Here is a 26,709-nt window from a genome sequence, read left to right on the forward strand (position 1 = left end):
TACATGTACCTCGTACATGAGACCTGTACGTTGTATGGTTGTCAAGTGACGGGTGAACGACTGAGCAAGGCGGCCGTGGCCGATCGCGCGCTGCGCATCGCCGACGAGGAAGGCCTCGAGGCGGTCACGATCCGTCGTCTCGCCAAGGAGCTCGGCGTCACCCCGATGGCCCTCTACTGGCACTTCAAGAACAAGGACGAGCTGCTCCTCGGCGTCGTCGACCATGTGCTCTCCGGGGTGCGCGCCGATCCGGCGGCCGGCGACCCCTGGCAGAAACGGCTACGGACCGTGTTCGAGACAGTGGTCGACGTGATGCGGGCCCACCCCTCCCTGCCCGACCTGCTGCACTCGGTCGACAAGCAGCAGACGGAGAGCTTCACCCGCGCGACGAACGACACACTCGCCCTGCTCACCGACGCGGGCTTCACCATCGACGAGGGGTACTGGGTCGCCACGTACCTGTTGAACGCCGCCATCGGCCTGGTCGCCGGCCAGCCGGACTGCCCGGCGTCGGTCCCGGCCGAGCAGGTCGAGGAGTGGCGCCGGCAGAAGCGGATCCAGCTCGAGTCCCTGCCGGCCGACCGCTACCCGAAGATGGTCGAGCTGGCCGCGTCGTACCGGACGGAATTGGACCTCGACCACTACTACGCCTTCTCGGTGGATCTGGTCATCGCCGGGGTCGAGGCGATGGCCGCTGCCAAACGATCGTCCTAGTCGGACATCGTCACCGCTTCCGCGCCGTGCGCGGCCACCCCGGCGCCGACGCCGACCTCGACCACGCCGGCGACCAGCGGCGAGATGCTCGGCGGCGACCCGCGCAAGGACAGCATCTACTTCGTCCTGACCGCCCGCTTCAACGACGGGGACGGCGGCAACAACCGGGGCGGCAACCAGCACGTCAAATCGGGTAACAAGGCCAACGAGGACCCGATGTTCCGCGGCGACTTCAAGGGGCTGGTCGACAAGCTCGACTACATCAAGGCGCTCGGCTTCTCCGCCGTCTGGATCACCCCGGTGGTGCTGAACCGGTCCGACTACGACTACCACGGCTACCACGGGTGGGACTTCTACGAGGTGGACCCGCGGCTGGAGTCGAACGGTGCCTCGTACCAGGATCTGATCGACTCGGCGCACGCCAAGGGGCTCAAGATCTACCAGGACGTGGTCTTCAACCACACGTCGCGCTGGGGCGCGAACGGGCTGTTCACCCCCACCGTGTACGGCGTCCGCGACAGCCAGTGGAGCTGGTACTACAGCGAGAAGGTGGCCGGCAAGAAGTACAGCCCCATGGAGGAGCGCAACCCGGCTTCCGGCAAGGTCGGTACGGACACCGCCTATCTGAAGTAGCGCCGTGTCGGCGCGGGCGGCGACGAGCCGCCCGCGCCGCACTTTGGCACTAGCGCCAATCGGTTTGTTATGGAAACCTGTTGGCATGACAACAGATTCGGTGCCCGCCGGCGCTGACCCCCGGCGACTGCTGTCCGACGTGCGTGCCCTCGCCCACCGAGTGCGGCTCGACCAGCGACTGACCTGGGTCGCGCTGCTGGTGCTGGCCGTGGCGACGTTCGTGGCGATCCCGTTCGACTACGTCGGCATGGACGTCCGTTGCGTGAACGGCGGCTCCGAGTGCCAGTTCTCGCGCGACGGCGTTCTCTACTACTGGCCGGCGGCGCTGCTCATCGCATACACGGCCATCGCCTTCTGCTATGTGCGTGCCGCCCGGGCGCGGGGCCTGGGCGCCCGCGTGCTGCCGTACGCGTTGACCGGCGCCGCCCTGGCCGTCGTGTTCACCACGGTGTGGCTGCTGGCGCGCGTCTACCTGGCCGACCCGCCGACCGAGCCGTTCCCGGGGTGGGTGATGGTGCTGGACCGCCTGGTCGCACCGGCGGGCACGATCGGTGTCGCGCTGCTGGTGCTGGCCCGGCTGGAACGCAACGTCGCGCTGCTGGTGTTCACCCTCGGATACCTGGCGGTGGTGCTCGTGCCGATCGACTTCGGCTGGACGATCCACAGCAGCGTCCGGGCGGAGTTCATACCGCAGCAGGTCATCAACGGCGTCGTGCTGCTGCTCGGGGCGGCCGGTTTCGCGATCGCCCGCCGGCGGCAGCGATGACGGCACCGGACCCGTCGCCCGCCCACCCGGTCACCGGGCTGGACGACGTGGTGCACCAGCGGGTCCGGCTGGGCATCCTCACGATCACTCACGAGGCTCGCCGGGTCGAGTTCGGCTACCTGCGTACCCAGTTGCAGTTGACCGCCGGCAACCTCTCCCAGCACGTCACCGTGCTGGAGACGGCCGGTCTGGTCGAGGTCGAGAAGGGCTACGAGGGCAAACGCGGACGTACGTGGATCACGCTCACCGCCGCCGGCGACCAGGCACTCGCCGAGGAGATCGGACGGCTGAAGCAGCTCATCGCACGGGTCGAGACCACCAGCACCCCGGAGGAACGATGACCATCGCACTGACCCGCCGGCATCTTCTGGCAGCCACGCTCGCGACGGGGGTCGCCGTGCCGCTCGGCGCCGGCCGCGGGTCGGCCGCACCGCCACGGCTCACCCTTCCCGCGCCCACCGGGCCGCACCGTGTCGGGACGGTGTCGCTGCACCTCGTCGACCGGTCACGGCCGGACAAGATCGCCGGTCCGGGACGTCCCCTCGAACTGATGGCCGGTGTCTGGTATCCCGCTGCCCGCGACGCCCGGCGTCGTCCGGTCGCGCCGTGGATGCCGGTCGCCTCGTGGCGTGCGCTTCTCGAGTCCGTCGGCTTCGACCCCGACGCCGCGTCGGCGCCGCTCACCGCCGGCCACCAGGGCGCTCCGGTACTCCGGCGGGCCGGCCGGCTCCCGGTGATCATGTACTCGCACGGCAACAACACCTGCCGGGCCGAGACCACCATCGTGGTCCAGGAGCTGGCCAGCCACGGCTACGTCGTGGTCAACGTGGATTCGACGTACGACGGGTTCAGCGAATTTCCGGACGGCCGGCTCGCGGTCTCCGCCGACGATCTGCCGTTCACGCCGTGGGACCACGCCCACGACGTACGGTTCGTTCTCGACCGCCTCGAGGACGTCGCCGCCGGCCGCAACCCCGATGCCGGGCGGCGTGCACTGCCGGCCGGGCTGGGCGCCGCGCTCGACCTGCGCCGGGTCGGCATGTTCGGCTGGTCCAAGGGTGCGACCGCGACCGCCCTCGTCATGAACGAGGACCGGCGCGTCCGGGCCGGGATCGGCTTCGACGGCGAGATGCAGTCGCAACCACCGGTCGCCGGCCTGGACCGGCCGTTCATGCTGATGACCGCGGAGTTCACCCGCGCCTCCGAGCCGAGCGTCGAGGAGTTCTGGTCGCTGCTGCGCGGGTGGCGGCTCAACGTGCATGCCGTCGGTGCGGCCCACGGCTCGTACAACGACCAGCAGTGGCTGGTCCCCCAGCTGGCGGCACTGACCGGCATGAGCGACGAGGACCTGGCCTCCTGGATCGGCACCCTCGACCCGACCCGGGCGGTACGCGTCCAGCAGGCCTATCCGCTCGCCTTCTTCAACCTGCACCTACGCCGCCAACGTCAGCGCCTGCTCGAAGGCCCCCATCCCGCCTTCCCGGAAATCCGGCTGATCCCCTGACCCACCAGCCCGCGGGCTCATCGACCGTCTGGGAACGGCAGCTCCAGATGCTCTCGCAACGTGGTGCCGCGGTACGCGGTGGGCAGGTAGCCCCAGTCGCGCAGGATCGGGAGCACCTCGTCGAACAGCAGCGGGCCGTCGACCCGGTGTGACGGGCAGATGAGCATGAAACCGTCGGCCGCCTCCGCTTCGAAGTACTCGACCATCTGGCGGGCCGTCGACTCCGGGTCGCCCACCAGCACCTGCAGGCCCGCCGCGGTGGCCTCGATCTCGACCAGGTCCTGCAGCGTCCGGCCCTCCTCGATCAGCCGTCGGTAGAGATCGAAGCGGCCCTTCCGGCGGTTCACGGCCGTCGGGCCCGGCAGGATGCTCACCGGCAGCGTCTCGTCCATGCCGTACTCGGACAGGTCCACCCCGCCGAGCTGAAAGCCCACCAACTGCCGGGCGAACTGCGGATTGAGCAGCCGGGCCAGATATCGCCGCCGCTCGTGAGCCGCCTCGGTGGTGGCTGCCAGGATCGGGCTGACGCCCAGAAGCACCTTGATCGAGTCCGGGTCGCGCCCGGCAGCGACCGCACCCGACTTGATCCTGTCGTAGTACTCCTTCGCCGCGGCCATGCCCTGCTGGGCGGAGAAGACGACCTCGCAGTGCCGGGCGGCGAAGTTGATGCCGTCCGTTGAGGTGCCGGCCTGGACGAACACCGGATAGGACTGCGGCGGCCGAGGGATGTTCAGCGGCCCCTTGACGGTGAAGTACTCGCCGGAGAAGTTGATCGGCTGCACCTTCTGCGCGGCGGCGAACGTACCGGTCTGCTTGTCGAGGACCAGCGCGTCCGGAGCCCAGCTGTGCCACAACGCCTTGGCCACCTCGACGAACTCGGCGGCGCGCGCGTACCGGACGTCATGCGCGGGCAGCGGGTCGGTGCCGAAGTTCTCTTCGCCGAAGGCGGAGGTGACGACGTTCCAGCCGGCACGCCCACCGCTGAGATGGTCGAGGGACGCGAACTGCCGGGCCAGGTTGAACGGCTCGCTGAACGTGGTGCTCATCGAACCGACCAGGCCGATCGACTCGGTTCCGGCGCTGAGCGCGGACAACAGGGTCAACGGTTCGAGGTGCTGCGCCGGGGCGTACGCCTCGCGCCCCAGCATGGAGAGGTGGTCGGCGATGAAGACCGCGTCGATCATCGCCGCCTCCGCGCGCCGCGCCACCTCCAGGTGAAAGCGGAGGGAGTCGGCGTCCTCGATGCCGCTGTCCGGCTCCCGCCACGCACCGTGATGCTGTCCCACATTGCCGATCACCAGCATCGTCCGCATCTGCCGTCGATGACGGTTCATGATCTCCCCCTCCGGGCCGGCGTCAACTTCTCAGAGCTAGCAGCCAGAGCCGCGTCAGCGTGTTGATGTGCTCCCCGTCGACCGCGCCGGGGTCGTAGTCGATCCAGCCGGAGATCCGGTCGCCGCGGTCGTCGAGGTTGACCACCACGTCGAACCTGGTGGTCTCGACAACGCCGACATCCAGCACCAGCTCCGCGCGAGCGCCGTCCGGGAAGGTCCACTGCCGAGGCCCGGGCGGCTGCAGGACGAAGAGCATCTGGGCGAGCGGATGGTGGTCGACCGGCAGCTCGACGCCGAGACCCCGCAGGATGTCCGGCAGGGGCGCGGTGCAGTGCCGGCGGGCCTCGGCCACGTCCCGCTGCACCTGCTCGACGTGGGCCGTGACGGTGTCCGCGCCGGTCGCGAGCGGCAGGACCAGAGTGTTGAGGTGGAGACCGACACACCCCGCGTCCTGCGCCGTGGCACGGGTGGACACCGCGACGGCGACACACACCTCGTTCCCCTCGCCGCCGAAGAGACCGGCCCAGGCGGCCAGCAGCACCGCGTACGGCGTCGACCGCGCCTCCCAGGCCCGTTTCCGGACGGCGGCCACGTCGTCCGCGTCCAGGGCGACCGGCATCCGCCGCAGCCCCGCCGACGGACCACGCGAGCGACCCCAGTCGACAGGTGGCCGGCCGGCCACCGGCGCGAGGCACTTCAGCCAGTACGTGAGATCGCGGTCGTGGACGTCGTCGCCCGCATGCAGGTGCCAGGGCTGGGGAGCGTCCGGCAGGCTCGCACCGCCGTACAGGGCGGCGAACTCGTCGAACAGCATCGGGATCGACCAGCCGTCGCAGTAGGCGTGATGCATCCGCAGCAGGATCCGGTGGTGCCGGTCGTCGAGCCGGACGATGTCGGCCAGCGGTGTGGCGACCGACCCGAACTCGTACACCTCGGCTAGGCGCCGTTCGCGCAGCGTGGCGAGGTCGGCCGACGTGGTGTGCGCGACGACGGGCTGGGCGTCGGCGACGTACTCCTGCGTGATGTCCGGGCCGGTGAAGTCGAACCGGGTGCGCAGCGCGGCATGGCGACGGGCGAGCGCCCGGATCGCCGACTCCGCGGCGGCCGGGTCGAACGGGCCGGTGATGTCCAGCTCGGCCAGCACCCAGTGGGTCGGGCCGCCCTGCCACATCTCGTCGATGAAAACCTGCCGCTGCATCGCGGTCACCGGCCGGGGGCCGACCGGGGCGTCGCCCGACAGAGACGCCACCGGCGGGCTGGACGCGACGATCGCGGCGAGGTGGTCGAGGGAGCCGGCGTCCAGCAGGCGGTCGACGGGAACGAGCACGCCGAACCGCTTGGCGATGCGCGCGGCGATCCGGGCCGCGGCGAGCGAGTCCACGCCGCCTGCCCGCAGGTCCTCGGCCCGCTCGTCGACCGAACCCAGTTCCGCGTGCCAGATCGCCGCGAGTTCGGTGACGTCGGCGGCGGATCCGGCCGAGCCGGCGCTGTCCGGCAGCGTGCCGGCGCTGTCCGGCACCGCGCCGGCTCTTTCCGGCGCGGCGCCGGCGAGCGTGTTCCGGTCGACCTTCCCGCTCGGTGTGAGGGGCAGCGCCGGCAGAGTGACTATCCGATGCGGCACGAGGTGGCTGGGAAGGGATCCGGCCAGCCGGCGGCGAAGGTCCGCGTCGTCCGCCGCGTCGAGATCGCCGGTGACGAACGCGACGAGCCGGGTCACGGCGTCCGTGCGGGAGGCGACGACGGCCGCTTCCCGCACGCCGGGAACGGCCAGCAGCTCCCGTTCCACCTCCGCCGGTTCGACGCGGATGCCGTTGATTTTGACCTGGTCGTCGTCGCGGCCCAGGTAGTACAACTGGCCGTCGCGCCGTTCGACGAGGTCGCCGGTGGCGTACATCCGGCCCGGCCCGCCCGGCTCGGCGCGGAACCGCTGCCGGGTGAGATCGGGCCGGCCGACATATCCGTGGGCCACCGCGACGCCGGCGACGTGCAGCTCGCCCGGCTCCCCGTCCGGGACCGGCCGGCCGCCGGCGTCCAGAACGTGCGCCCGGACGCCGTCGATCGGCGTTCCGATCGACGGCAGCAACGGCCAGTCAGCCGGATCCGCGGGCAGCAGGTACCGCGTGCAGACGTGCGTCTCGGTCGGCCCGTACTGGTTCACCAGCCGGCACCCGGGCAGTCCGGCGAACATCCGCTTGATCTCGTCGTCGCAGCGCAGCTGCTCGCCGGCGGTGATGACCTCGCGCAGCACCATCCGATCGGCCGGCCGCTCGGCGGCGAACAGAGCCATGGTCCGCAGCATGACGAACGGCAGGAACAGCCGGGCGACCCGCTCGTCGGCCAGCCGCCGCCAGAGCAGCACCGGATCGCGGCGCTCGGCGTCGTCCAGGCCGAGCAGCACGCCGCCGGCCGCCAGCGTCGCGAAGATCTCCTGGAAGGACACATCGAAGGAGATCGGCGCGAACTGAGTGGTGACCTCGCCCTCGGCCACCGTGGAGTCGGCCAGTTGCCACCGGACGAGGTTCGCGAGTGCGCCGTGCGTCTGCATCACGCCCTTCGGCGTGCCGGTCGAGCCGGAGGTGAACATGACGTAGGCGATGTCGTCGGCCGCGATCGGCGGGTCGTCCGGCGGGGCTGCCGCCGGACCACGGTCGTCGAGCGGAATGAACGGCCGCTCGCCGGCCAGCGCCCCGGCCACCTCCCGATGCCCGATGAGCACCGCCACACTCGCTCGATCGAGCATGAACGCCAGGCGCTGCGGGGGATAGCCGGCGTCCAGCGGCAGGTACGCACAGCCGGCGCGCAGAATGCCGAGGACGCCGACGACGAGATCGGCGGAGCGCAGCGCGCAGATGCCCACCACGTCACGGTGGCGGGCGCCTCGGTCCCGCAGCCGTGCGGCGATCACGCCGGCCCGGCGCCACAGGTCGCCGTAGGTCAGGGACTCGGCGCGCCAGCGCACGGCCGGCCGGTCGGGGCCCCGCTCCACCTGGGCGCGAACCAGGCCGACGACGTCCTGCGCCGGGCCGCGATCCTGCCGCATATTCACTCCCCCATGACGTGCCGGCCGGCACGGCGAATCCTCAATCGAGAAAGGCGATGACGCACCGGGCACTTGAGAATAGTGACGCGAGGGTATTGATCCGCTGCTATCTAGCGGAATTTACCAGACGCCAATTCCCGGCCACAACCACATGAGCGCCGTAATGTGCGACGCCCCGGACCCGTACGACCGCTTCTTGACGCATGGTTGCCGATGCCGGAAGCTGTTTGAGCGAAGTGGACAGAGGCCCATTTGACGTTTTATGGCGCACCGGCCATGCATTCCCTATCCGAATTACGACATCGCCCTACCGGCCGTGGCGTCCGGGCCGGCGACGTCATTCCGGACCGACCATCAGCGGGGGTCATGAAGTGTTTCGTCGAGCCGGCCGGCTCACCGTGGTGAACCAGTTGTCCCGGCTCCGCGCCGAGCTGCGCCCGCCGGAGGATCACCGCCAGCGACTGCTGGCGATGTCGACGCTGGTGAACACCATCGGTACCGGGATGTTCCTGTCCGCGGGCACGATCTTCCTCATCAGATCCGTCGGCCTGAGCCCGGCCGCCGCCGGCGTCGGCCTCACCGTCGGATCGCTGATCGGGTTCGGCGCCGGGGTCCTGATCGGTGACCAGGCCGACCGCCGCGGCGCGCGACAGGTCATGATCGCCGCCATGCTGCTGGAGGCCGCGGCGAGCGCGAGCCTGCTGCTGGTGCACAGTCTGTGGCCGTTGCTCGTGGTGGCCGCGCTGGCCGCCGTCGGCCGCGCGGGCACCAACAGCGCCCGTGGCGCGGTGATCGGCGTGCTCGCCGAGCCGGGCAAGGGCGCGGTGTTGCGCACCTACCTCCGGGCGGTGACCAACGTCGGGCTCGCGATCGGGATGCTCGCCTCCGCGGTCGTCCTGGCCGTCGACAACCGCGCGGCCTACGTGATCATGATCTTGACCGACACGACCACGTTCCTGGTCGCCGCCGCCATTCTCGCGCGGCTGCCGCATCTCGTCCCGACCCGCACGGCACCGGAGAGCGGTCGCGGCTCGACGTCCCCGCGCTGGCTGGCCCTGCGCGACGGGCACTACCTGGCGCTGACCGCCGCGACGTCGATCGCCAGCCTGCAGTACTGGATCCTCCTGCAAGCGCTCCCCCTGTGGATCGTCCTCCGCACCGAGGCGCCACGGTGGATGGTGGCGCTGCTGCTCTTCCTCGCGGCGGTGACCGTCGCCCTCACCCAGATCCCGGCGACCAGGTCGATCAACGGCCCCCGCCCGGCGGCCCGGCTCCTGGCGCGTTCCGGCCCGGTCTTCCTGGTGGCGTGGATCCTCATGGCCGCCGCGTCCGGCCCGTCCGCGGGGATCGCCGTGGCGCTGCTGCTGGCCGGCGTCCTGGTCCACTCGCTGGCCGAGGTGTGGCAGGTCGCCGGCACGTTCGAGCTCTCCTTCGCGCTGGCCCGGCCCGAGGCTCAGGGTCAGTACCAGGGCGTCATCGGCCTCGGGCAGGGTTTCGTCGAGGCGCTGGCGCCAGTGATCGTCATCGCGCTGTGCATCAACGTGGGTGCGTTCGGCTGGATCGCTCTCGGCCTGCTCGTCACGGCGGCGAGCTTCGCCGGTGCGATCGTCGAGCGCCGCTGGGCCCGCTCGCACGCCCGGGCGGGGAACGAGCCGATCGGCGACACCGTCGGGTGACGGCCGTGCCGGCCGGCACCCGGGGTGCGCGGGCCCGTGGCGGTCACCGGTCAGACCGGGTCCGGTGCGCCGGTCACCGACTTGCCGGCGGTCGCGACCCGATCGGGCTCCGGCTCGTGCCGGTCCGCGACGCCGGTGTGCCCGAACAACCGCAGGAGGGGGCCGGCCATCGCCGTCGTGACCACGGCCATGACCACCATCATGGAATAGAGGTCCTGGTCGAGCAGGCCGAGTTGCAGGCCGACGGTCAGGATGATGAGCTCGGTGAGCCCGCGCGTGTTCATCAGCGTGGCGAGCATCCCCGACTGCCGCGGCGGCAGCCGGTGGAGCCGAGCCGCCACGTACGCGCCGCCGAACTTGCCGGACACCGCGACGAGCATGATGAGCGCCAACTCCACCAGACCCGCGGCGCCGATGCCGGACAGGTCCACCCGGAAACCGGCGACCACGAAGAAGACCGGCAGCAGTAGCGTCCCGTTGAACCGTTCGACGGTGCCCAGGATCTCACCGCGCAGGCGCTCGGTGCCGTCCCGGGGGATCAGCACGCCGAACAGGAACGCCCCGAACAGGAAGTGCAGACCCATCCATTCGGTGGCCGCGCCCGACAACAGCACACCGATGAAGACGGCGGTGAGGCGACCGGGTGTCAGCTTCGCAGCCGGGGCGAGCATCCGCCGCAGCAGCGGCCGCACCACGCCGAGCATGACCGCCAGATACGGCACCACCAGCAACAGCAGAAGTGAGTCCGATCCGCCGGCCCCGCCGATGGCGATGACCGCGGCCAGCAGGGTCCAGGCCAGCACGTCGTCGATGGCCGCGCAGGCCAGGGCCAGCCCACCGAGCGTGGTCTGGGTCAGGCCACGGTCAGTGAGGATGCGGGCCAGCACCGGAAAGGCGGTCACCGACATGGCCGCACCGACGAAGAGGAGGAAGCCGAGCCTGTGGTCGGTGGGGTGCCGGCTCCAGAGGAAGGTGGCCAGCGCGATGCCCAGGCCCAGCGGCAGGACGATCGAGCTCACCGACACGGTGACGGCGATGGCGCCCTGCCTGCGTAGAACACGACGGTTCAGCTCGAGACCGACCATGAACATGAACATGGCGACGCCGATGTTGGCGAGGGCGGCCAGGGACGGCCGGATCTCCGTCGGGAACAGGGTCGTGGACAGGTCACTGCCGAGCAGGGTCGGACCGGCGAGGATACCGGCGATCACCTCGCCGATGACCGGAGGTTGCCCGAGCTTGGCGGCCAGGGCGCCGAAGGCCCGGCTCAATAGAAGAATCAGGGCAAGATCGAGAAGGAGAAATGTGACTTGATGAGTCGACACCGGGAACCTCGCACTGATCGAGACATTTCGAGCAGGAATGATTCACGGATTCCCCGTTTATGGAAACCGCGCGCGGCAGGCGCATGGGTTATGACGCCCCGCTGGCAACCGCCGATGCAACGATGCGCGATCATCACGCAAACGTTAGTCGATTTTAGCTGATTTTATTGATTTCCGTCAATCTTTATCGCGAGCCTACGGCGCGCCTCGCCCGCTACGTCCAGGACCGCGTCCGCACCGGACTCCGCCAGCCGGGACAATACGTATTCATAGGCCATGAGCACGCGCTCGGCCTCCGTCGGGTCAAACAATTCCGACCGATATTGGATCTCCACGTCGACGCGGTCCGGAGAATCCAGGAAATACACCTGCAGGTCGTAGAGCATCGGTCGTGACACCGGCTCGCTCCGCGGCACGTCCCGCCGCGAGGGGAAATCGGTCTGATCCCCGCCGTTCAGGATGACGCCGGTGAGGGGGTATTTCCCTTCGACATCCGCACCGGTTCCCCGCGCTATCCGGTCGAACCCGAGTTTGCGGTGTTCCATCACCTGCGGCAGGTCCGTGGAGAGTGTGTCGATCAGCTCGCGCAACGACTCCCCGGCCCTGGCACGGTGCCGCAGCGGTACGCAGTCGATCATCATTCCGATGGTGTTCTCGAAGACCCACGTGCGCTCGTCCACCGGCATGCAGACCACCGCGTCCGACGTGTCGCACAGGGCGTGCACGAGAACGAGCAGGCCGGCCAGTCGCAGGGTGGATATCGGCACCCGGGACTCCTTGGCGCGCAGCACCAGGGAAGCCATCGAATCCTCCGGCACCGTCCGGCCGGTGACCCAGGTGGGCGGATCATCGCCGGCGTGCCGCCTGGCCAGATGGCAACGGCCCTCGAAGCCGCTCAGATAACCGCGCCACCACCGCTCCGCCGCCCCACCGGCCGGCTCATCCGGTTCCATCGCGAACTGGTGGTACGAGGCGGGCGACCTGGGAAGACCATCCGGATTGCGGCACGCCGCCCGGATCTCCCGTTCGAAAATCGTCGCGGAGGCACCATCGAAGATGAGGTGGTGGGCGGTGAACACCAGCCGGCACGGCCGCCGCCCGTCCGGGCCCGCGCCCCGCACCAGGACGGCGCGGAACAGCGGATGGTCGCCGACCACCAGGCCGCGGGCGTGCTCGCGCATGTGCGTCTGCGCCACCACCTGCGCCAGCTGCTCACCCCGCGCGTCGGTCTCCATCACCCGCAGCAGTCCCGGGCCGTCGCCGCCACTGAGCAGGGATGCGACCTGGTCGGTGGTCAGAAGGTGCGGTGTCAGGTCGTCGCCGGTGACGGTCAGGCCCATCCGCAGGGCGTCATGCCGCCGCACCATCGTGATCAGCGCAGCCCGCACGCCCGCGGCGTCCGTACCGTCCGGCAGTTCGATCGGGAAACACACCACGGCGCGGTCGAGGGCGTCGCCCCGGTATGTCCAGCCGTACCACCGCTGGGAACGGGCCAGCCGGGCTTCTCCGGTCACCGCGGTCGCGTCCGGCTCCGCGCGCAGCTCGTTCGCCTGCATGATCCTCGTGGCGAGGGCACCCGGGGTACGGCCGCGCAGCACGTCGGCGATGCTCACCGCCCGGCCGGAGCGGGCCGACAGCCGCATGGCGAGCTTGGCCGCCGACAGTGACGTGCCGCCCAGGGCGAAGAAGTCATCGTGGGGGGCGGCCGCGACGCCGAGAACGCGGCCGAACTCCTCCTCGACCCACGTGCTCGGCGCCTCAGCAGACATCGCCACGGCTCTCTTCGTGCTGCGGCCCCCGGCGCCGCTCGGCGGGATGGCTGTGGGCGGTCAGTACGACCGGTATCACCGGCTCGCCGGAGCACCCGGCGAGGCGCCCCGGCCTCGGGCCCATCGGTACGGCACACACCATCAGCATCCCCTTTGTCTCCGCCCGGACTTACCCGGACATAGCAACGGTGGCGTCAGTCCGGTCGAGAGTGGTCAGCGTCGCCTCGACCTGGTCAGTGATGTCCCTCGCGGTCAGCCCACAGTGCTGGAGCACCTGGCCGCGGCTGGCGTGGTCGAGGAAGGCCACGGGCGTGCCGAAGCTGCGCACCGGCCGCCAGACGTTCGCGTCGGCGAGCGCCTGGCCGACCGCGGCGCCGACCCCGCCGGCACGCACGCCGTCCTCCACCGTGACGACCAGGCGGTGTCCGGCGGCAAGCCCGGGCAGGGCCGGATCGAGAGGCTTCACCCAGCGCGGGTCGACGACGGTGGTCGGGTGACCGCCGGCGGTCAGCTGGTCGGCCACCGCGCAGCAGACCTCGGCCATCCCGCCGACCGACACGATCAGCACTTCGGCCTGCTCGGCCGGGTCGGGCCGCCGGAGCAGGTCCATGTCGCCCACGCGGTCGACGGCCGGGATCGGCGCACCGGCGTCGCCCTTCGGATAGCGGACCACCGTCGGCGCGTCCGACACCGCCACCGCCTCACGGAGCTGAGCTCGCAGCTGCGCGGCATCCCGGGGAGCGGCCATCCGCAGTCCCGGCACGACCTGCAACACGGCCAGGTCCCACACACCGTTGTGGGACGCGCCGTCCTCGCCGGTGACGCCGCTGCGGTCGAGCGCGAACGTCACCCCGCAGCGGTGCAGCGCCACGTCCATCAGCAGCTGGTCGAAGGCCCGGGTGAGAAACGTGCCGTACACAGCGACGACCGGGTGCAGGCCGGCGGTGGCCAGGCCGGCCGCCGAGGCGACAGCGTGCTGCTCGGCGATGCCGACGTCGAAGAACCGGTCCGGGAAGAGCTCGGCGAACGGTTCCAGGCCGGTCGACCGCCGCATGGCCGCCGTGATGGCCACGATGTCGGGTCGCTCAGCACCGAGCGCGACCATCTCGCCGGCGAAGGCGTTGGTCCAGTTCCCCGCACCGGGCGGCGCTGCGTTCGTCGCTTTGACCTGGTGATACCGCTCGTCGGACTGCTCGGCCTCGGGATATCCGTGGCCCTTTTCCGTGATGCAGTGCACGATCACGGGTCCCGGGAAACCCTTCGCCCGCTCGAACGCGGCCTCCAGGTCCGCCTCGTTGTGCCCGTCGATCGGCCCGATGTACTTGAGGCCCAGATCCTCGAACATCCCCTGTGGGACCAGGACGTCCTTGAGCCCCTTCTTGGCGCCGTGCGCGACGGCCATCACCTGCCGGCCGAACAGCGGCGTGTTCTCCAGCACCGACCGGCCCCACTGCAGGACCTTCTCGTAGTCCGGTGCGGTACGCACCCGGGCCAGGTAGTCGGCCAGGCCACCGATGGTCGGCTGGTAGGACCGGCCGTTGTCGTTGACCACGATGACCAGCGGCCGGTCCTTGGCGGCGGCGATGTTGTTCAGCGCCTCCCACACCATGCCGCCGGTAAGCCCGCCGTCGCCGATGACCGCGACCACGTGGCCGTCCACACCGGTCAGATCCCGGGCGTTGGCCAGGCCGTCGGCCCAGCAGAGAGCGGTGGAGGCGTGCTGGTTCTCGACGATGTCGTGCGGTGACTCGGCACGCGCCGGGTAACCGGAGAGCCCGCCCTTGCGGCGCAGCATGGAGAAGTCCTGACGCCCCGTGAGCAGCTTGTGCACGTACGCCTGGTGGCCGACGTCGAAGACGATCCGGTCGCGGGGCGACTCGAACACCCGGTGCAGGGCGATGGTCAGCTCGACGACACCCAGATTGGAGCCGAGGTGCCCGCCGGCGGCGGACACGCCCACGATGAGGTGCTCCCGGATCTCGGCGGCCAGGGTCTCCAGCTGCGCGGGGCTGAGCCCGTCCAGGTCTCGCGGTTCACGAATCGTTGACAGAACGGTCGCCATGACTCTCCCTTGTTCAGCGCTGAACGTCCACGTCACCAGTGCCGGTGGTGGCGGAGGCTTCCCGGCACACGCGTCGCCGGGAAGCCTACCGCCGGGAAATTCAGGACGTTCCTTGTGCCGCGCCTGCCGCTCATCTCGACGACACCTTGTCCACGCGGTTGTCTGAAGCCTCATTCACCAACCGGCTGAAGGCGTGCAGCACCGGATTCTGCACAAGATCGAGAATGGCGAGCCGGGTGCCGTAGGCACGATTGATCCGAGCGACGACGCGCATCGCACTCAATGAGTCGCCGCCCAGTGCGAAGAAGTGACTCCCGCCGTCGATGGCCGGAACTCCCAGCACCTCCTGCCACAATTCACCGACCCGGTCGTTCGACGGCTGCGCCGAATCGGTACGGGCCTGGGCCCGATCGGCGAGCCGGCGTCCCACCAGCTCGCTCAGCGTCAACCGGTCGAGCTTGCCGCTGGTCGACCGGGGCAGGCTCGCGATGCCGAAATAGAGCTGCGGCCGGAAGTAGTGCGGCAGCGTCTCTCCGACTTCGGTACGGATCGCGGCTTCGAGCTCCTCGTCCAGGTCCTCACCGGGCCGGGCCGCGGCCGGCACCACGAACGCGGCCAGACCGGCCACGCCGCTGTGGCGGTAACCGACCACCGCACAGTCGCGCACGCCCTCCACCGCCCGAATGGCGACCTCCACCTCGCCGGGCTCGATCCGTACTCCGCGCACCTTGATCTGATCGTCGATGCGACCGTGCACGTACAGCCGGCCGTCCGGGCCCCATGACGCTAGGTCGCCGGTGCGGTAGACCCGCCCGTCCTCCAGGCCCGGGATGCCCGGCAGGAAGACCTCGGCGGTGCGCTCGGGCTGGTGTAGATATCCGATCCCGACGCCGGCCCCGCCGAGCACCAGCTCACCGACCGTGCCGACCGGGCACGGCCTCCGCCAGTGGTCCAAGACCCAGGCCCGGACGTTGGGCAGCGGCCGGCCGACGGAGACCGGGGAACCCGCGACCATCTCCCACACGGTGGCGTAGACGGTCGTCTCCGTGGGCCCGTAGCCGTTGAGGGCTCGCTCGGCGAGCTCGCACAGGATGTCGCGCAGGTCGCCGGTGACCGCCTCGCCACCGGCCAGCGCCACCGGTATCCGGTACGGCCGTACGTGCTCCGCCAGCAACGACCACAGGCTCGGAGTGGCCTGGGCGACGGTGATCCGGTGCCGCCTGATCAGCTCACCGAGCAGTGCCGGATCGCGGACCGTCTCGTCGTCCGCGATCACGCACACGGCACCCACCGTGAGCGGGAGCACGAACTCGGCCATGGAGATGTCGAACGTCGGTGCGGCCACGCCCAGCATGCGGTCGCCCGGGCCCAGCTGAAAGATCTGTGCCGTCGCATCGAGCAGGTTACGCAGAGCCGCGTGCCCCACCATCACGCCCTTCGGGCGCCCGGTCGAGCCGGACGTGAAGAGTACGTACGCCGCGTCCCCCGCACCGTCCACCACCGCCGGGCCGGCCGGTCCGGCGGAGACCGGCAGCTCGATCACCGGCCGGTCCCCCAGCCCGTCGAGCTGGCGAGTCCGGCCGGACACCAGGACGCAGCGGACGTCCGCGTCGTCCAGGACCAGCTCCACCCGGGCGGCCGGCCAGTCGTTGTTGAGGGGCACGTACACGCAGCCGGCGAGCCAGATACCGACGATCGCCGGGACCCAGTACATGTCACGGTCGAGGCGGACGGCCACCTGAGCGTCGCGGATGCCGAGCTCGCCCAGCTGCCGGGCGATCTCCCCGGCCTGAGCCATCACCTCGGCGTAGGTCAGCGAGCCGGACGCACCGACGACCGCCGTGGCCGTGGGCATGGACGCCGACACGGCGGCGATCCGCTCGAGCGTGGTGCCGGCCGGCAGCCGGCGTACCGGCCCCTGCCACCGACCCGCGATGCTCGCGACCTCATCGGCCGTCAGGAACGGCAGATTTTCCAGAGCGGTGTCCGGACGCGTCAGCGCGGCGTCCAGCAGCGTCACCAGTCTGTCCGCCAGTTCCTCGAGATCCCGGGCGCCGTATCGGGAGGACGGCGCGCGCAGGACCAGTTCGAGCGTCGCGCCGCTTCGCCGCCACCGCAGGCTCAGCTCCGGCGACGCGCCCGGCACATCGCCGTCGCCCTCGTCGCCGGCGCCGTACGCGAAGACGATCTGCGCGGACGGCTGGTATCCCCCACCGGGACGCAACGAGCTCACCAGGCCGGCGAAGGTGACTTCCCCCTCGAGGGAGACCCGGAACGGCCGGACGCCTCGATACGGACCGGCGGCGCGGTCGGCGACGCCGACGGTCAGCACCGGCTGGTTCGCCCAGAACGCCACGGTGGCCACACTCCCGGCGAGCAGGACCTCGGCCGGCAGGTATGCGGTCGTTTCGCAGAAGGCGTCGACCCGGGCGGTGAGCCGCTCGTCGAGGAGGCGGCGCACGGAACTCGGGGCATCGCCTTCCGCGGACGGGTCGCCGCCCCGTACGGGCAGGGCCACGGCGGAGTGCACGTCGTCCGTTGGCGTCCCCGTATTCGCCTCGGCCGACAATGTCGTCCGGTCCGGACGCCCGTCCTCACTTTCCACCCCGGCTCCTTTCAAGCTGGCCATCCCGTGCTCCGGCCCCGAACCAAAATATCAATATCATTAGGCGTGTCAATGCCTGAATTCTTTTGTGTCGAGCCGGGTTCCATTTTTCGACAAGTCCGCGAAGGAATCGCGACCGTCGCCCGCGCGCGGCGCCGGCACTTCGGCCGTACGGGCCACAGCGGTGTATTTCCCCATGTGGCGCAGCAGAGGCTCGCCGTCGTCGAGATAGTCACCCGCGAACGGTTCCACCAAAACGATTTCATGATCACCGGCCGGTGTCCTATCCACAATGCGGCACACCAGCCAGGCGAGTACGTCGTGCAGCAACGGCACCCCGTACGGTCCGGTGCGCCATCGGCGGGTGTCGGCGAAGCGGTCGATACCCGGGGTGGCGAAGTGCCTGGCCACATCCTCCTGCTCGTCCGACAACAGGTGCACGGCGACGTACCGTGCCCGTTTCATCCGGGCCCAGCTCGACGAGACGCGGGCGATACAGAACGAGACCAACGGCGGATGCAGCGAGACCGACGTCAATGACGTGACGGTGAAGCCGACCGGCAGTTCAGCGGCCGCCGTCACCACGGCGACGGCGGCGGCCTGCCGGCGGAACAGAGCCCGGAAATCTCGAGGATCCAGCGGCGGATCCGGCGTGACTGCGCTCATGAAGTCCTCCTATCGGCAGTGAGTACACCTTGTCCGACCATGGCCCGGCCACCATTAGTACGGCCCTGCCGGGAAACGGATAGCGATGATGCGAGATTCGGATTGATCGGGGTCTGGGTCTCTCATACGCTGGCCCTCGTCAACAATCCGAATTCACGGGTCCTGGCCGCCTGCCGCCACTGCGACGGCACTTCTTATTGCCGTCGAAGGCGGGGCTGAACCGAAGGAGCAAGGCATGTCTTTCAATTTCGATGAAGCCGCGCTTGCCAACCACATCAAGGAGTACGGGGAAGAGCAAGACATTCTCAGGAAGTCGCAGCAATTCCGCCGGGAAGGTTATGTCAAGCTTCGCGGCCTGGTCCCGGACAGCCTGTTCGCTCAGGTGACCGAGGAGGTCAAGTCGCTGCTCGACACCAACAGCCGGCGCATCGACATCGAGCTCAAGGAGACCGGGAACTCTCCTCGGAAGATGCACACGGTGAGCGCCGATGTCATCGCCCGCGAGTCGGAGCTCATCCCGGCCGTCTACAACTCCCCGAGCCTGCGGAACGTCCTCGGCCAGATCGCCCAGGCGGACGTGCACATCTGCCCGTGGGACGGCGAGAAGTTCGTCATCATCCGCCAGGACCAACCGGGAGACACGCACGGCTGGCACTGGGGCGACTTCAGCTTCACCGTCATCTGGATCATCGAGGCGCCGTCACCGGAAGTCGGCGGAATGCTCCAGTGCGTCCCTCACACCAATTGGGACAAGCAGAACCCGCGGGTGCACGAATATTTGCAGGAACACCCCATCCGCACGTACGCCAACGCCACCGGGGATCTGTACTTCCTGCGGTCGGACACCACTCTGCACCGCACCATTCCGCTGAAGAGTGCGGCTACCCGCATCATTCTCAACACGTGCTGGGCGAGTGAGTCCGACACCAAGAAGGACGCCACTCACGAGACCATGCACGCAATGTTCGCCTAGTGCAGGATCCGCAGCGGAAGGAAGCTTCGATGAGCACCACTCGTGAAGTTCGCGGCGGCATCGACATCATCGGTGTACTGGACAAGATGACGGTCTGCGGCGATACCGAGGCCCTCAATAACAGGGCAGCCGATCGGCAGTATCGGCAGAACCTCGTCGACGCCTCGCGGTTGTTGGCGGACCGCGCATTCTCGGACCACGAGGAAAGCGCGGTACGACAGGCGCACGCGGTCCTGGCGAAGCTCTACGACTGGTACTTCTCGCTGCCGTCCCTCGAGCAGGCCAACAGTTCGCTCGAAAGTATGCTCGATGACGTCCGGGAAGTTTTCGAGAATGCGATGATCGATGACCTCGTGACGCGGTCCGATCAGGACAGTCTGAGCACCGTACCGGATGATCCACAAGCATTCCTGCCCTGGTACCGCCAGTTCATCAGCCGGCACTCGGCGAGTGACCACCCGTTCTATCGCGATTTCCTGGAAAATCGGGCGACGATACCGGACGTGCGGTTCTACCTGGCTCAGGAAACCGTTCTCGACCCGAGGTTCGACGACATCCTGGCTCTGCTGATCCGGGGCACCACCGGACCGGAGAAGATGGAGCTGGTCAGCAATCTCTGGGACGAACTCGGCAACGGCACCGATGCCGACATCCATACCTCGGTCTTCTCCGAGACGTTGGACGCGCTCGGTGTCACGCCCGCCTTCATCGCCGACAACATCATTCTGGAGGCGACGGTCTGCGGTAACCTGTCGGCCGCGCTGGCGCTGTCCAAGCGCCACTATTACCGCGCCATCGGGTATTTCGGCGTGACCGAGTACCTGACGCCACGCCGGTTCCGGTCGTTCGTCATCGGCGCCAAACGGCTCGGCATCGACAAGTCGGCGTACCGGTACCACGACATGCACATCCAGGTCGACGCCCGGCACGGACCGTCGTGGTTCAAGAACATCGTGGCGCCCGCGGTCGCGCGCGAGCCCGGGTGCGCGTACGACGTCGCCCTCGGCACCCAGCTCCGGCTGGATACCTCGACGTCGTACCTGAACGCCCTCCAGAAGACCCTCGACGTTGACCGATGACGTGAGCGGGCTCAGCGGATCACGGTTGGCGATCGTGGGCGGAGGCGCCACGGCCGTCCTGCTGCTCGATGCCATCGACCGCGCCGGAGTCCGGTCACCCCTGCAGATCAGCGTGTACGAGCCGAGGCTCGTGCCCGGTCCCGGCCGGCCCTACGGCGAGGACCCGGACGCGGCGCTGATCAACCGTCCCGCCGACCGGATGTCGATCCGGCACACCGAGCCGCTGGACTTCGTGGACTGGCTGAAGGCGGCGACCCGGCAGGGTCATGTGGCGGCGGTGGATCCGGAGGCGCGTTTCCAGCCGAGGTGGCTGTTCGGCGCGTACCTCCGGGCCCGCCTGGGCGAGCTGCTGGCGCGGCTGGCGGCACGCGGGGTGCGGGTGGAATTCCACCGGGCGACCGTCGACGACATCATCCACCAGGACGGCGGGTTCATCGTCGCCACCTCGGTGACCCAGGCGCGGGCGTACGACGCCGTCGTCCTGTGCCTGGGCACGCCGCGGCCCGCCGACCCGTACCGGTTGCGCGGGCTGCCCGGATTCCTGGCCGATCCGTACCCGCTGCCGGAGCATGTCGGGACGGACGGGCCGGTCACCGTCCTCGGCACCAACCTGACCGCGATGGATCTCACCACCGCGCTCCTGCGCCGCGGCCGGAACGCCCCGATCCTTCTCATGTCGCGCCGTGGCCTGGTGCCCAGCGTCCGAGGGCCGGTCGCGACCGCCGCCCCCGAGGCGGTCGAGGAGCTGACGAGGGTGGTCCGCCGGACGCCACCGGCCGGGCTCTGGAGTGCGACCCGGCGGACGCTGCGCCGCCACCTCGTTCTCCGGCAGGCGGAGCTGACCGAGGTCGCTCTCGACCTCACACCCGGTGAACGCCCGGCCGACCGGCTGCGGCGGCACCTGGACCGGGTCGATGACCCGACGTGCTGGCGGGCGGGTCTTCTCACGCTGCTGGACCCGGTCGGCGAGCTCCTGTGGCAACGGCTGCCCATGGTGACCCGGCGACACTTCCTCGAGCGCGTCAACCCTCGCGTCTCGCAAGTGCTCAACCCGATGCCCCCGTCCACCGCGGCCACGCTGCTCCAGGCCGTCTCCGACGGGCGGGTCGAGGTGATCGCCGGGGTCACCGGCGTGACACCCGCCCGGGACGGCTTCGTCGTGGCGGCAGGCGGTCGCACGTACCGGACACGCACCCTGCTCAACGCGGTCCGGGCGACCCACTACGACGACGGCGAACCACCCGGCAGGCTGCTGGCCCGGCTGGCCGGCCGGGGCCTCGCGCGCCCGCACCCGTGCGGGGGCGTGCACATCGATTTCGACACCAACCGGATCCAGGGCGCGCCGGACGGCCTCTACGCCCTCGGCCACCCCACAGCCGGCGACGTCTACTACGCCAACGCCGGCTCACTGCTCGGCATCAGCGCACGAGCCGAACACATCGTGCGGGACATGTGCCCGCGGAACACGCATCCACCCCGGCCGGGACGGCGCCGGGACATCCGCGGCAAGCCGACGGCGACCTCGTCGCTGGGCATCTGAACGACGTCCAAGGGAGAGAACATGCATCGGTGGTTTCCCAACCGCGACGCGACATTCGCGGCCGGCCTGGCCGGCCAGGTGCCGCGTATGCCCGCCAACCCTGAGCACCTGGAGCAGGCCGCTCTCGAGCACCTGCCTGCCGAGGTCTGGTCCTTCATCGCTCGCGGTGCGGGCAGCGGACGGACGTTGGCCGCCAACCGGCGGGCCTTCAACCGGTGGGAACTGGTTCCGCGCATGCTGACCGGGATCGACACCGCCGACCTCACCACGAAGCTGTTCGGCACCACACTCACCGCGCCGCTGATGCTGGCACCCATCGGGCTCGCCGGACTCGCGCACGCCCGCGGCGAGGCGCCCGCCGCCCAGGTCGTACGCGATCTCGGGCTCGGCATGATCCTGTCGAACTCCTCCTCACTGTCGCTGGAGGAGGTGGCGGAAGAGGCGCCCGGGGCCAATCTCTGGTTCCAGCTGCACCCGCCGAAGAGCGAGGCACTGGCCGTATCCATGGTCCAGCGGGCGGAGAAGGCCGGCTACCAGACCATCGTGGTCACCATCGACTCGTGGACGCGGGGGTGGCGGCCGGCCGACCTCGACTACGCGTACGACCCGTTTCTCCGGGGCCACGGCATGGGCACGTTCCTCGCCGACCCGGAGTTCTGCCGCCCGCTCCCGTCCGACGTACCGCACGGCAGCAAGGAGTGGAACGAGAACCTCGCGACCAGATGGCGCGAGGTCTTCGGCCACTCTCACCTGTCGTTCGACTACCTCGCCACGCTGCGCACCGTGACCGACCTCCCGATCCTGGTCAAGGGAGTCCTGCACCCCGACGACGCGGACCTGGCGATCGAGCACGGCGCCGACGGCATCGTGGTGTCCAACCACGGTGGGCGCCAGGTCGACCGATCACGTGCCGCCCTGGATGCCCTGCCCGACGTGGCGGCACGCGTCGCCGGCCGGGTGCCGGTGCTGTTCGACTCCGGGGTGCGCACCGGCGCGGACGCCAGCATCGCGCTCGGCCTGGGTGCCGACGTGGTGCTCCTCGGCCGCCCCTGGATCTACGGGCTCGCCATCGACGGCGCCAACGGAGTACGGCACGTGCTCGAAGCCGTTCTCGCCGAGCTGGAGCTGACCGTGCTCATGCTCGGCGCCGGCACCGTCGGCGAGCTCCGGCGGTGCGTAGAGCCCGCGTACCACGCGCGCCCGCGGGAAGCGGGAGACACCCATCATGATCGCCGCCCGAGCTGAAAGGCATCCCACATGCGACGTTCGAGTACGGTTCTTGTGGTCGGCGGGGGACCTTCCGGCTCCACCGCGGCCACCTTCCTCGCCCGCAACAACGTCGACGTGACAATCCTGGAGCGCGACTTCTTCCCCCGGTATCACGTCGGCGAGTCACTCTCGCTGTCCGTCGTACGCATGATGGACCTGCTCGGCGTGTCGGAGAAGCTCAACGAGTTCGGCTTCCGCCACAAGGCCGGCTCCTACTACGAGTGGGGCGACGAGAAATGGGACCTCCCGTTCACCGACGTACCCGGCGGTAAGCACAGCTGGCAGGTGACCCGCGCCGACTTCGACAAGATCCTGCTGGATCACGCGCGGGAAGAAGGCGTCGAGGTACACGAGGGACACCGGGTCACCGAGGTCCGCTTCGACGGCGACCGGGCCGTGGCGGCGCAGTGGAAGAACGCCGACGGTGAGACCGGCGAGATCGAGTTCGACTACCTGATCGACGCGTCCGGCCGGGCCGGCCTGCTGGCCCAGAAATACTTCAAGAACCGCCGGATGCACGACGTCTTCCGCAACATCGGCGTCTGGTCCTACTGGAAGGGCGCGCACGACATCCCGGAGGGACCCGATGGGGCGGTCTCGGTCTGCAGCGTTCCAGAGGGATGGATCTGGATCATCCCGCTGCACAACGGCATCACCAGCATCGGGCTGGTCACCGACAAGAAGAGCTTCTACGAGCGGCGCAAGTCACCCGCGGACGTCGAGGCGATCTACAACCAGGCCGTCCACTCGCATCCGCTGGTGGAGCGGACGATCGCCGGCGCCAAGCGGGTGTCCAAGATGCACACCGAGACCGACTACTCGTACGTGGCCGACAGCTTCACCGGACCGGGCTACCTGATCTCCGGTGACTCCGCCTGCTTCCTGGACCCGCTGCTGTCCACCGGTGTGCACCTGGCCACGTTCAGCGGCATGCTCGCCGCCGCCACCGTGACGTCGATCGTGCAGGGCGACGTGTCCGAGAAGCGGGGACTCAAGTTCTACGAGACCGCATACCGCTATTCGTACGAGCGGCTCCTGGTTCTCGTCTCGGTCTTCTACGACAGCTACCGGGGCAAGGACGACTACTTCTACCGCGGGCAGTCCCTCACCCGGGGCGAGCAGCGGCGCCTGCACATCCACGAGGCCTTCCTGAGCATCATCGCCGGTGTGGAGGACCTGGCCGACGCGACCACGGCGGACGCGTACCAGGCCATCGAGCAGGCGCTGCACGGAGGCGAGCAGCCCGGGGCGGTGCCGCCCACCCGCGTGCACAGCCAGTCGCGGGAATGGACGCTCCTGGCCGATTCCGTGGCCAACACGATCGAAGGCATGTACATGACCATGGAACCCAGCGTGCGGCTGCACGACACCAGCGAGTGAGGAAGGAACGACGATGGTAGACCTGAACAGCGAGATTCTCGAGGACACCTACGCCGTCACTCCTCGAACCGTCCCGATCCGTTACCGCGAGCGCGTCCGATACGACCGCGACGCCGTGCACGGCGTTCTCGACGCGGGCCTCGTCGCGAACGTGGCGTTCGTCCTGGACGGCGCCCCGTCCGCACTTCCCGCGGTGTACGCCCGGCTGGGCGAGACCCTCTACCTGCACGGTTCCCGCGCCGGCCGGTTCGCGCGGCTGGGCGCGGAGCAGGCGGACGTCTGCGTCACGGTGACCCACCTGGACGGCCTGGTGTTCGCACGTGCCTGGCTCATCCACTCGGTCGCGTACCGCAGTGTCGTCGTCCACGGCAAGATCCGGCTGGTGACCGACGACGAGGAGCGGATGACCGGGCTCGCCGCCATCCTGGAGCACGTCGCCACCGGGCGCAGTGCCCAGGCGCGGCCGCCCACCCGGCAGGAGTTCGCCTCCGTCGCCGTGGTCGCGGTCGACCTGGAGGAGGTGTCGTGCAAGATCCGCCGCGAGGAGCAGAGCAAGTTCGAGCCGGCCGACCTCCAGGGCGGATGCTGGGCCGGGTTCGTACCCCTGCGCCAGGTCGCGCTGGAGGCACGATCCGCACCGGACCTTCCGGCGGAGGTGACCATGCCGCCGATCGTCGACGGCTACCGCGGCCCCTTCCCGGTGACCGACGAGGCCATGAGCACCGTGCCGGCGCCGCCGGCCCGGCCGGCGAACTGACCGAGGAGGGGTGATGAGTGAGTTGATCGGTTCGCTCTACCTGACCGGGACGGGCGTCAGATTCATCGTGTACGACGCCGCCGGCGTCCAGGTGGCACGCCACGAAACCGGGTACGGCCGCAGTTCTCCGGAACCGGACCGGACGGAGTACGACCCCGGCGAGATCTGGCAGGCGGCCCAGGCGTCCGTCACGGCGGCGCTCGCCGGGCCGGCCGTGTCGGCCGCTGATCTGGCGGCTCTGGGCATCGCGAACCAGCGGGACACGACCGTTGTCTGGAACCGGCGCACGGGTCAGCCGTACCACCCGGCGATCGGTGGCTTCGACCGGCGATCCGGCGGGCACATCGTCGCACTGGGTGACCAGGCGGCGATCATCCGGAAAAAGACCGGCCTGACGCCCGACGCGCTGTTCGCCGCCGGCAAGATCAAATGGATTCTCGACAACGTGGCCGGGGCCAGGGCGGATGCCGAGGCCGGCGAAGCGCTCTTCGGCACGCTCGACAGCTGGCTGATCTGGAATCTGACCGGCGGTACCGCCGGTGGCCGGCACGTCACCGACGTCACCAACGCCAGCCGCACGATGCTGATGAGCCTGGACACCGAGGACTGGGACGAGGAGTTGCTCGCTCTGTTCGGGGTGCCACCGGCCATGCTTCCGGAGATCCTGCCCTCGTCGGCGCAGGGCGCGTTCGGTGCCACCACGGCGTCCGGGCCGTTCGGTGCCGAGGTGCCGATCGGCGCCGTACTGGCCGGGAAACAGGCCGGGTTGGTCGGCCAGCAGTGCTTCCGGCGCGGTCAGGCCCGGTACAACTGCGAGGCGAGCAGCACCCTGTTGCTGAACACCGGCACCGCCCGAGCCGACGCGGGCGAGAACGTGCTCACCACGGTCGCCTACCGCTTCGGCATCGAGCCCACCACCTATGCCCTGGAGGCGCTGGTCCCCTTCACCGGGGCCACCATCCAGTGGCTGGTCGACGGGCTCGGCATCATCCGCGGTGTCGGCGAGGTCGAGGCGATGGCCCGCCGCGCGGACGATCCCGAGGGGATGTATTTCGTGCCGGCGTTCACCGGTCTGACGCTACCCAGGCGGGACCCCGGTGCCCGTGGCGCCATGGTCGGCTTCGAACCCTGGCACAGTCAGAACCATGTGGCCCGGGCCACCCTGCACGCTCTCGCCTACCAGGCTCGTGACCTTCTCCAGTCGATTCAGGAGAGCTCAGGCGCAGTCGCGCGGCAGGTGCGCGTGGACGGCCACGGCGCGTGGTTCGACATGTGCATGCAGATTCACGCGGACATCCTCGGGATCGGCCTGAGCCGTCCCGCGGATGTCGCCGACGTGGGCGCTCTCGGCGCCGCCTACGCGGCGGGCCTCGCGGCCGGAATCTGGCAGAGCGTCGACGAGATCGCCGCGACCCGGCGGGAGAACCACCGCTGGTCTCCGCAGTGGATGGAAGATCAACGGCAGCGCGGTCACGCCGGCTGGCTCCGGGCGATCGAGCGCTGCAACGGTTGGGCCGGCACAGAGGCCACGCCGACCGGCGATCACTGGGCGACGCTGACCGGCGCCGAATGGCGGGCCGACGGATCCCGATGAGCCGTCCGGGACCGCGACCTCGC

The 26,709-nt window shown here is 69.7% G+C and carries 20 protein-coding genes; 13 read left to right on the forward strand and 7 right to left on the reverse strand.

Features of this window, described 5'->3' with window-relative positions:
• Positions 1-45: 45 nt before the first annotated feature.
• The 5 genes from I4J89_RS01800 (at position 46) to I4J89_RS01820 (ending at position 3,617) form a co-directional block, all read left to right on the forward strand.
• Positions 46-714 carry a TetR/AcrR family transcriptional regulator gene (locus I4J89_RS01800; RefSeq protein ID WP_309238147.1) on the forward strand — a complete coding sequence of 223 codons (669 nt, stop codon included), beginning with the start codon at positions 46-48 and terminating at the stop codon, positions 712-714.
• A gap of 84 nt (positions 715-798) precedes the next feature.
• Positions 799-1,347: an alpha-amylase family glycosyl hydrolase gene (locus I4J89_RS01805; protein ID WP_230858165.1), complete on the forward strand. Its 549-nt coding sequence runs from the start codon at positions 799-801 to the stop codon at positions 1,345-1,347.
• Between the two features lie 85 nt (positions 1,348-1,432).
• Positions 1,433-2,113 carry a hypothetical protein gene (locus tag I4J89_RS01810; RefSeq protein ID WP_196412005.1) on the forward strand — a complete coding sequence of 227 codons (681 nt, stop codon included), beginning with the start codon at positions 1,433-1,435 and terminating at the stop codon, positions 2,111-2,113.
• On the forward strand, positions 2,110-2,454 hold the full coding sequence (locus I4J89_RS01815) for a transcriptional regulator (protein ID WP_196412006.1): 345 nt from the start codon (positions 2,110-2,112) through the stop codon (positions 2,452-2,454). Before I4J89_RS01810 ends, I4J89_RS01815 begins: the two co-directional genes overlap by 4 nt.
• Positions 2,451-3,617 carry an alpha/beta hydrolase family protein gene (locus tag I4J89_RS01820; RefSeq protein WP_196412007.1) on the forward strand — a complete coding sequence of 389 codons (1,167 nt, stop codon included), beginning with the start codon at positions 2,451-2,453 and terminating at the stop codon, positions 3,615-3,617. Before I4J89_RS01815 ends, I4J89_RS01820 begins: the two co-directional genes overlap by 4 nt.
• A 17-nt stretch (positions 3,618-3,634) precedes the next feature.
• Here I4J89_RS01820 and I4J89_RS01825 read toward each other — a convergent pair whose 3' ends face one another.
• Together I4J89_RS01825 and I4J89_RS01830 are read right to left on the reverse strand one after the other, a co-directional pair.
• Entirely contained in the window at positions 3,635-4,951 is a 1,317-nt protein-coding gene (locus tag I4J89_RS01825) for an NtaA/DmoA family FMN-dependent monooxygenase (protein ID WP_196412008.1), read from the reverse strand.
• A 22-nt stretch (positions 4,952-4,973) separates the two neighbouring features.
• Positions 4,974-7,991, reverse strand: coding sequence for a non-ribosomal peptide synthetase (locus I4J89_RS01830; protein WP_196412009.1), 3,018 nt, complete (start codon positions 7,989-7,991; stop codon positions 4,974-4,976).
• A 371-nt stretch (positions 7,992-8,362) separates the two neighbouring features.
• Here I4J89_RS01830 and I4J89_RS01835 point away from each other — a divergent pair, with 371 nt between their 5' ends.
• Positions 8,363-9,667: an MFS transporter gene (locus tag I4J89_RS01835; protein WP_196412010.1), complete on the forward strand. Its 1,305-nt coding sequence runs from the start codon at positions 8,363-8,365 to the stop codon at positions 9,665-9,667.
• 50 nt (positions 9,668-9,717) lie between these two features.
• Here I4J89_RS01835 and I4J89_RS01840 read toward each other — a convergent pair whose 3' ends face one another.
• The 5 genes from I4J89_RS01840 to I4J89_RS01860 form a co-directional block, all read right to left on the reverse strand.
• On the reverse strand, positions 9,718-10,992 hold the full coding sequence (locus tag I4J89_RS01840) for a cation:proton antiporter domain-containing protein (RefSeq protein WP_196412011.1): 1,275 nt from the start codon (positions 10,990-10,992) through the stop codon (positions 9,718-9,720).
• A gap of 164 nt (positions 10,993-11,156) precedes the next feature.
• A complete protein-coding gene (locus tag I4J89_RS01845) occupies positions 11,157-12,761 on the reverse strand; it encodes a condensation domain-containing protein (RefSeq protein WP_230858262.1) in 1,605 nt (534 codons plus the stop codon).
• Positions 12,762-12,930: 169 nt separating this feature from the next.
• Positions 12,931-14,823 (reverse strand): 1-deoxy-D-xylulose-5-phosphate synthase, encoded by a 1,893-nt coding sequence (gene dxs, locus I4J89_RS01850; protein WP_196412013.1) that lies wholly within the window; start codon positions 14,821-14,823, stop codon positions 12,931-12,933.
• 130 nt (positions 14,824-14,953) lie between these two features.
• The gene (locus I4J89_RS01855) at positions 14,954-17,428 is read right to left on the reverse strand and encodes a non-ribosomal peptide synthetase (protein ID WP_196412014.1); all 2,475 of its coding nucleotides are present in this window, start codon (positions 17,426-17,428) and stop codon (positions 14,954-14,956) included.
• A 69-nt stretch (positions 17,429-17,497) separates the two neighbouring features.
• Positions 17,498-18,094, reverse strand: a complete 597-nt coding sequence (locus I4J89_RS01860) for a flavin reductase family protein (protein ID WP_196412015.1) — start codon at positions 18,092-18,094, stop codon at positions 17,498-17,500.
• Between the two features lie 235 nt (positions 18,095-18,329).
• Here I4J89_RS01860 and I4J89_RS01865 point away from each other — a divergent pair, with 235 nt between their 5' ends.
• The 7 genes from I4J89_RS01865 to I4J89_RS01895 are packed head-to-tail and all read left to right on the forward strand — an operon-like array spanning position 18,330 to position 26,686.
• Positions 18,330-19,067 (forward strand): HalD/BesD family halogenase, encoded by a 738-nt coding sequence (locus I4J89_RS01865; RefSeq protein WP_196412016.1) that lies wholly within the window; start codon positions 18,330-18,332, stop codon positions 19,065-19,067.
• A gap of 29 nt (positions 19,068-19,096) precedes the next feature.
• Complete coding sequence (locus I4J89_RS01870) at positions 19,097-20,146, forward strand: iron-containing redox enzyme family protein (RefSeq protein ID WP_196412017.1); 1,050 nt, start codon at positions 19,097-19,099, stop codon at positions 20,144-20,146.
• A 34-nt stretch (positions 20,147-20,180) separates the two neighbouring features.
• On the forward strand, positions 20,181-21,686 hold the full coding sequence (locus tag I4J89_RS01875; RefSeq protein WP_196412018.1) for an FAD/NAD(P)-binding protein: 1,506 nt from the start codon (positions 20,181-20,183) through the stop codon (positions 21,684-21,686).
• 21 nt (positions 21,687-21,707) lie between these two features.
• Complete coding sequence (locus I4J89_RS01880; protein WP_196412019.1) at positions 21,708-22,931, forward strand: alpha-hydroxy-acid oxidizing protein; 1,224 nt, start codon at positions 21,708-21,710, stop codon at positions 22,929-22,931.
• Between the two features lie 12 nt (positions 22,932-22,943).
• Positions 22,944-24,335 (forward strand): NAD(P)/FAD-dependent oxidoreductase, encoded by a 1,392-nt coding sequence (locus I4J89_RS01885; RefSeq protein ID WP_196412020.1) that lies wholly within the window; start codon positions 22,944-22,946, stop codon positions 24,333-24,335.
• A 13-nt stretch (positions 24,336-24,348) separates the two neighbouring features.
• Entirely contained in the window at positions 24,349-25,092 is a 744-nt protein-coding gene (locus tag I4J89_RS01890) for a pyridoxamine 5'-phosphate oxidase family protein (RefSeq protein ID WP_196412021.1), read from the forward strand.
• A 13-nt stretch (positions 25,093-25,105) separates the two neighbouring features.
• Entirely contained in the window at positions 25,106-26,686 is a 1,581-nt protein-coding gene (locus I4J89_RS01895) for an FGGY family carbohydrate kinase (RefSeq protein WP_196412022.1), read from the forward strand.
• The last annotated feature ends 23 nt before the right edge of the window (positions 26,687-26,709 follow it).

This window comes from Actinoplanes aureus, from assembly GCF_015704865.1.
GTDB lineage: Bacteria > Actinomycetota > Actinomycetes > Mycobacteriales > Micromonosporaceae > Actinoplanes > Actinoplanes aureus.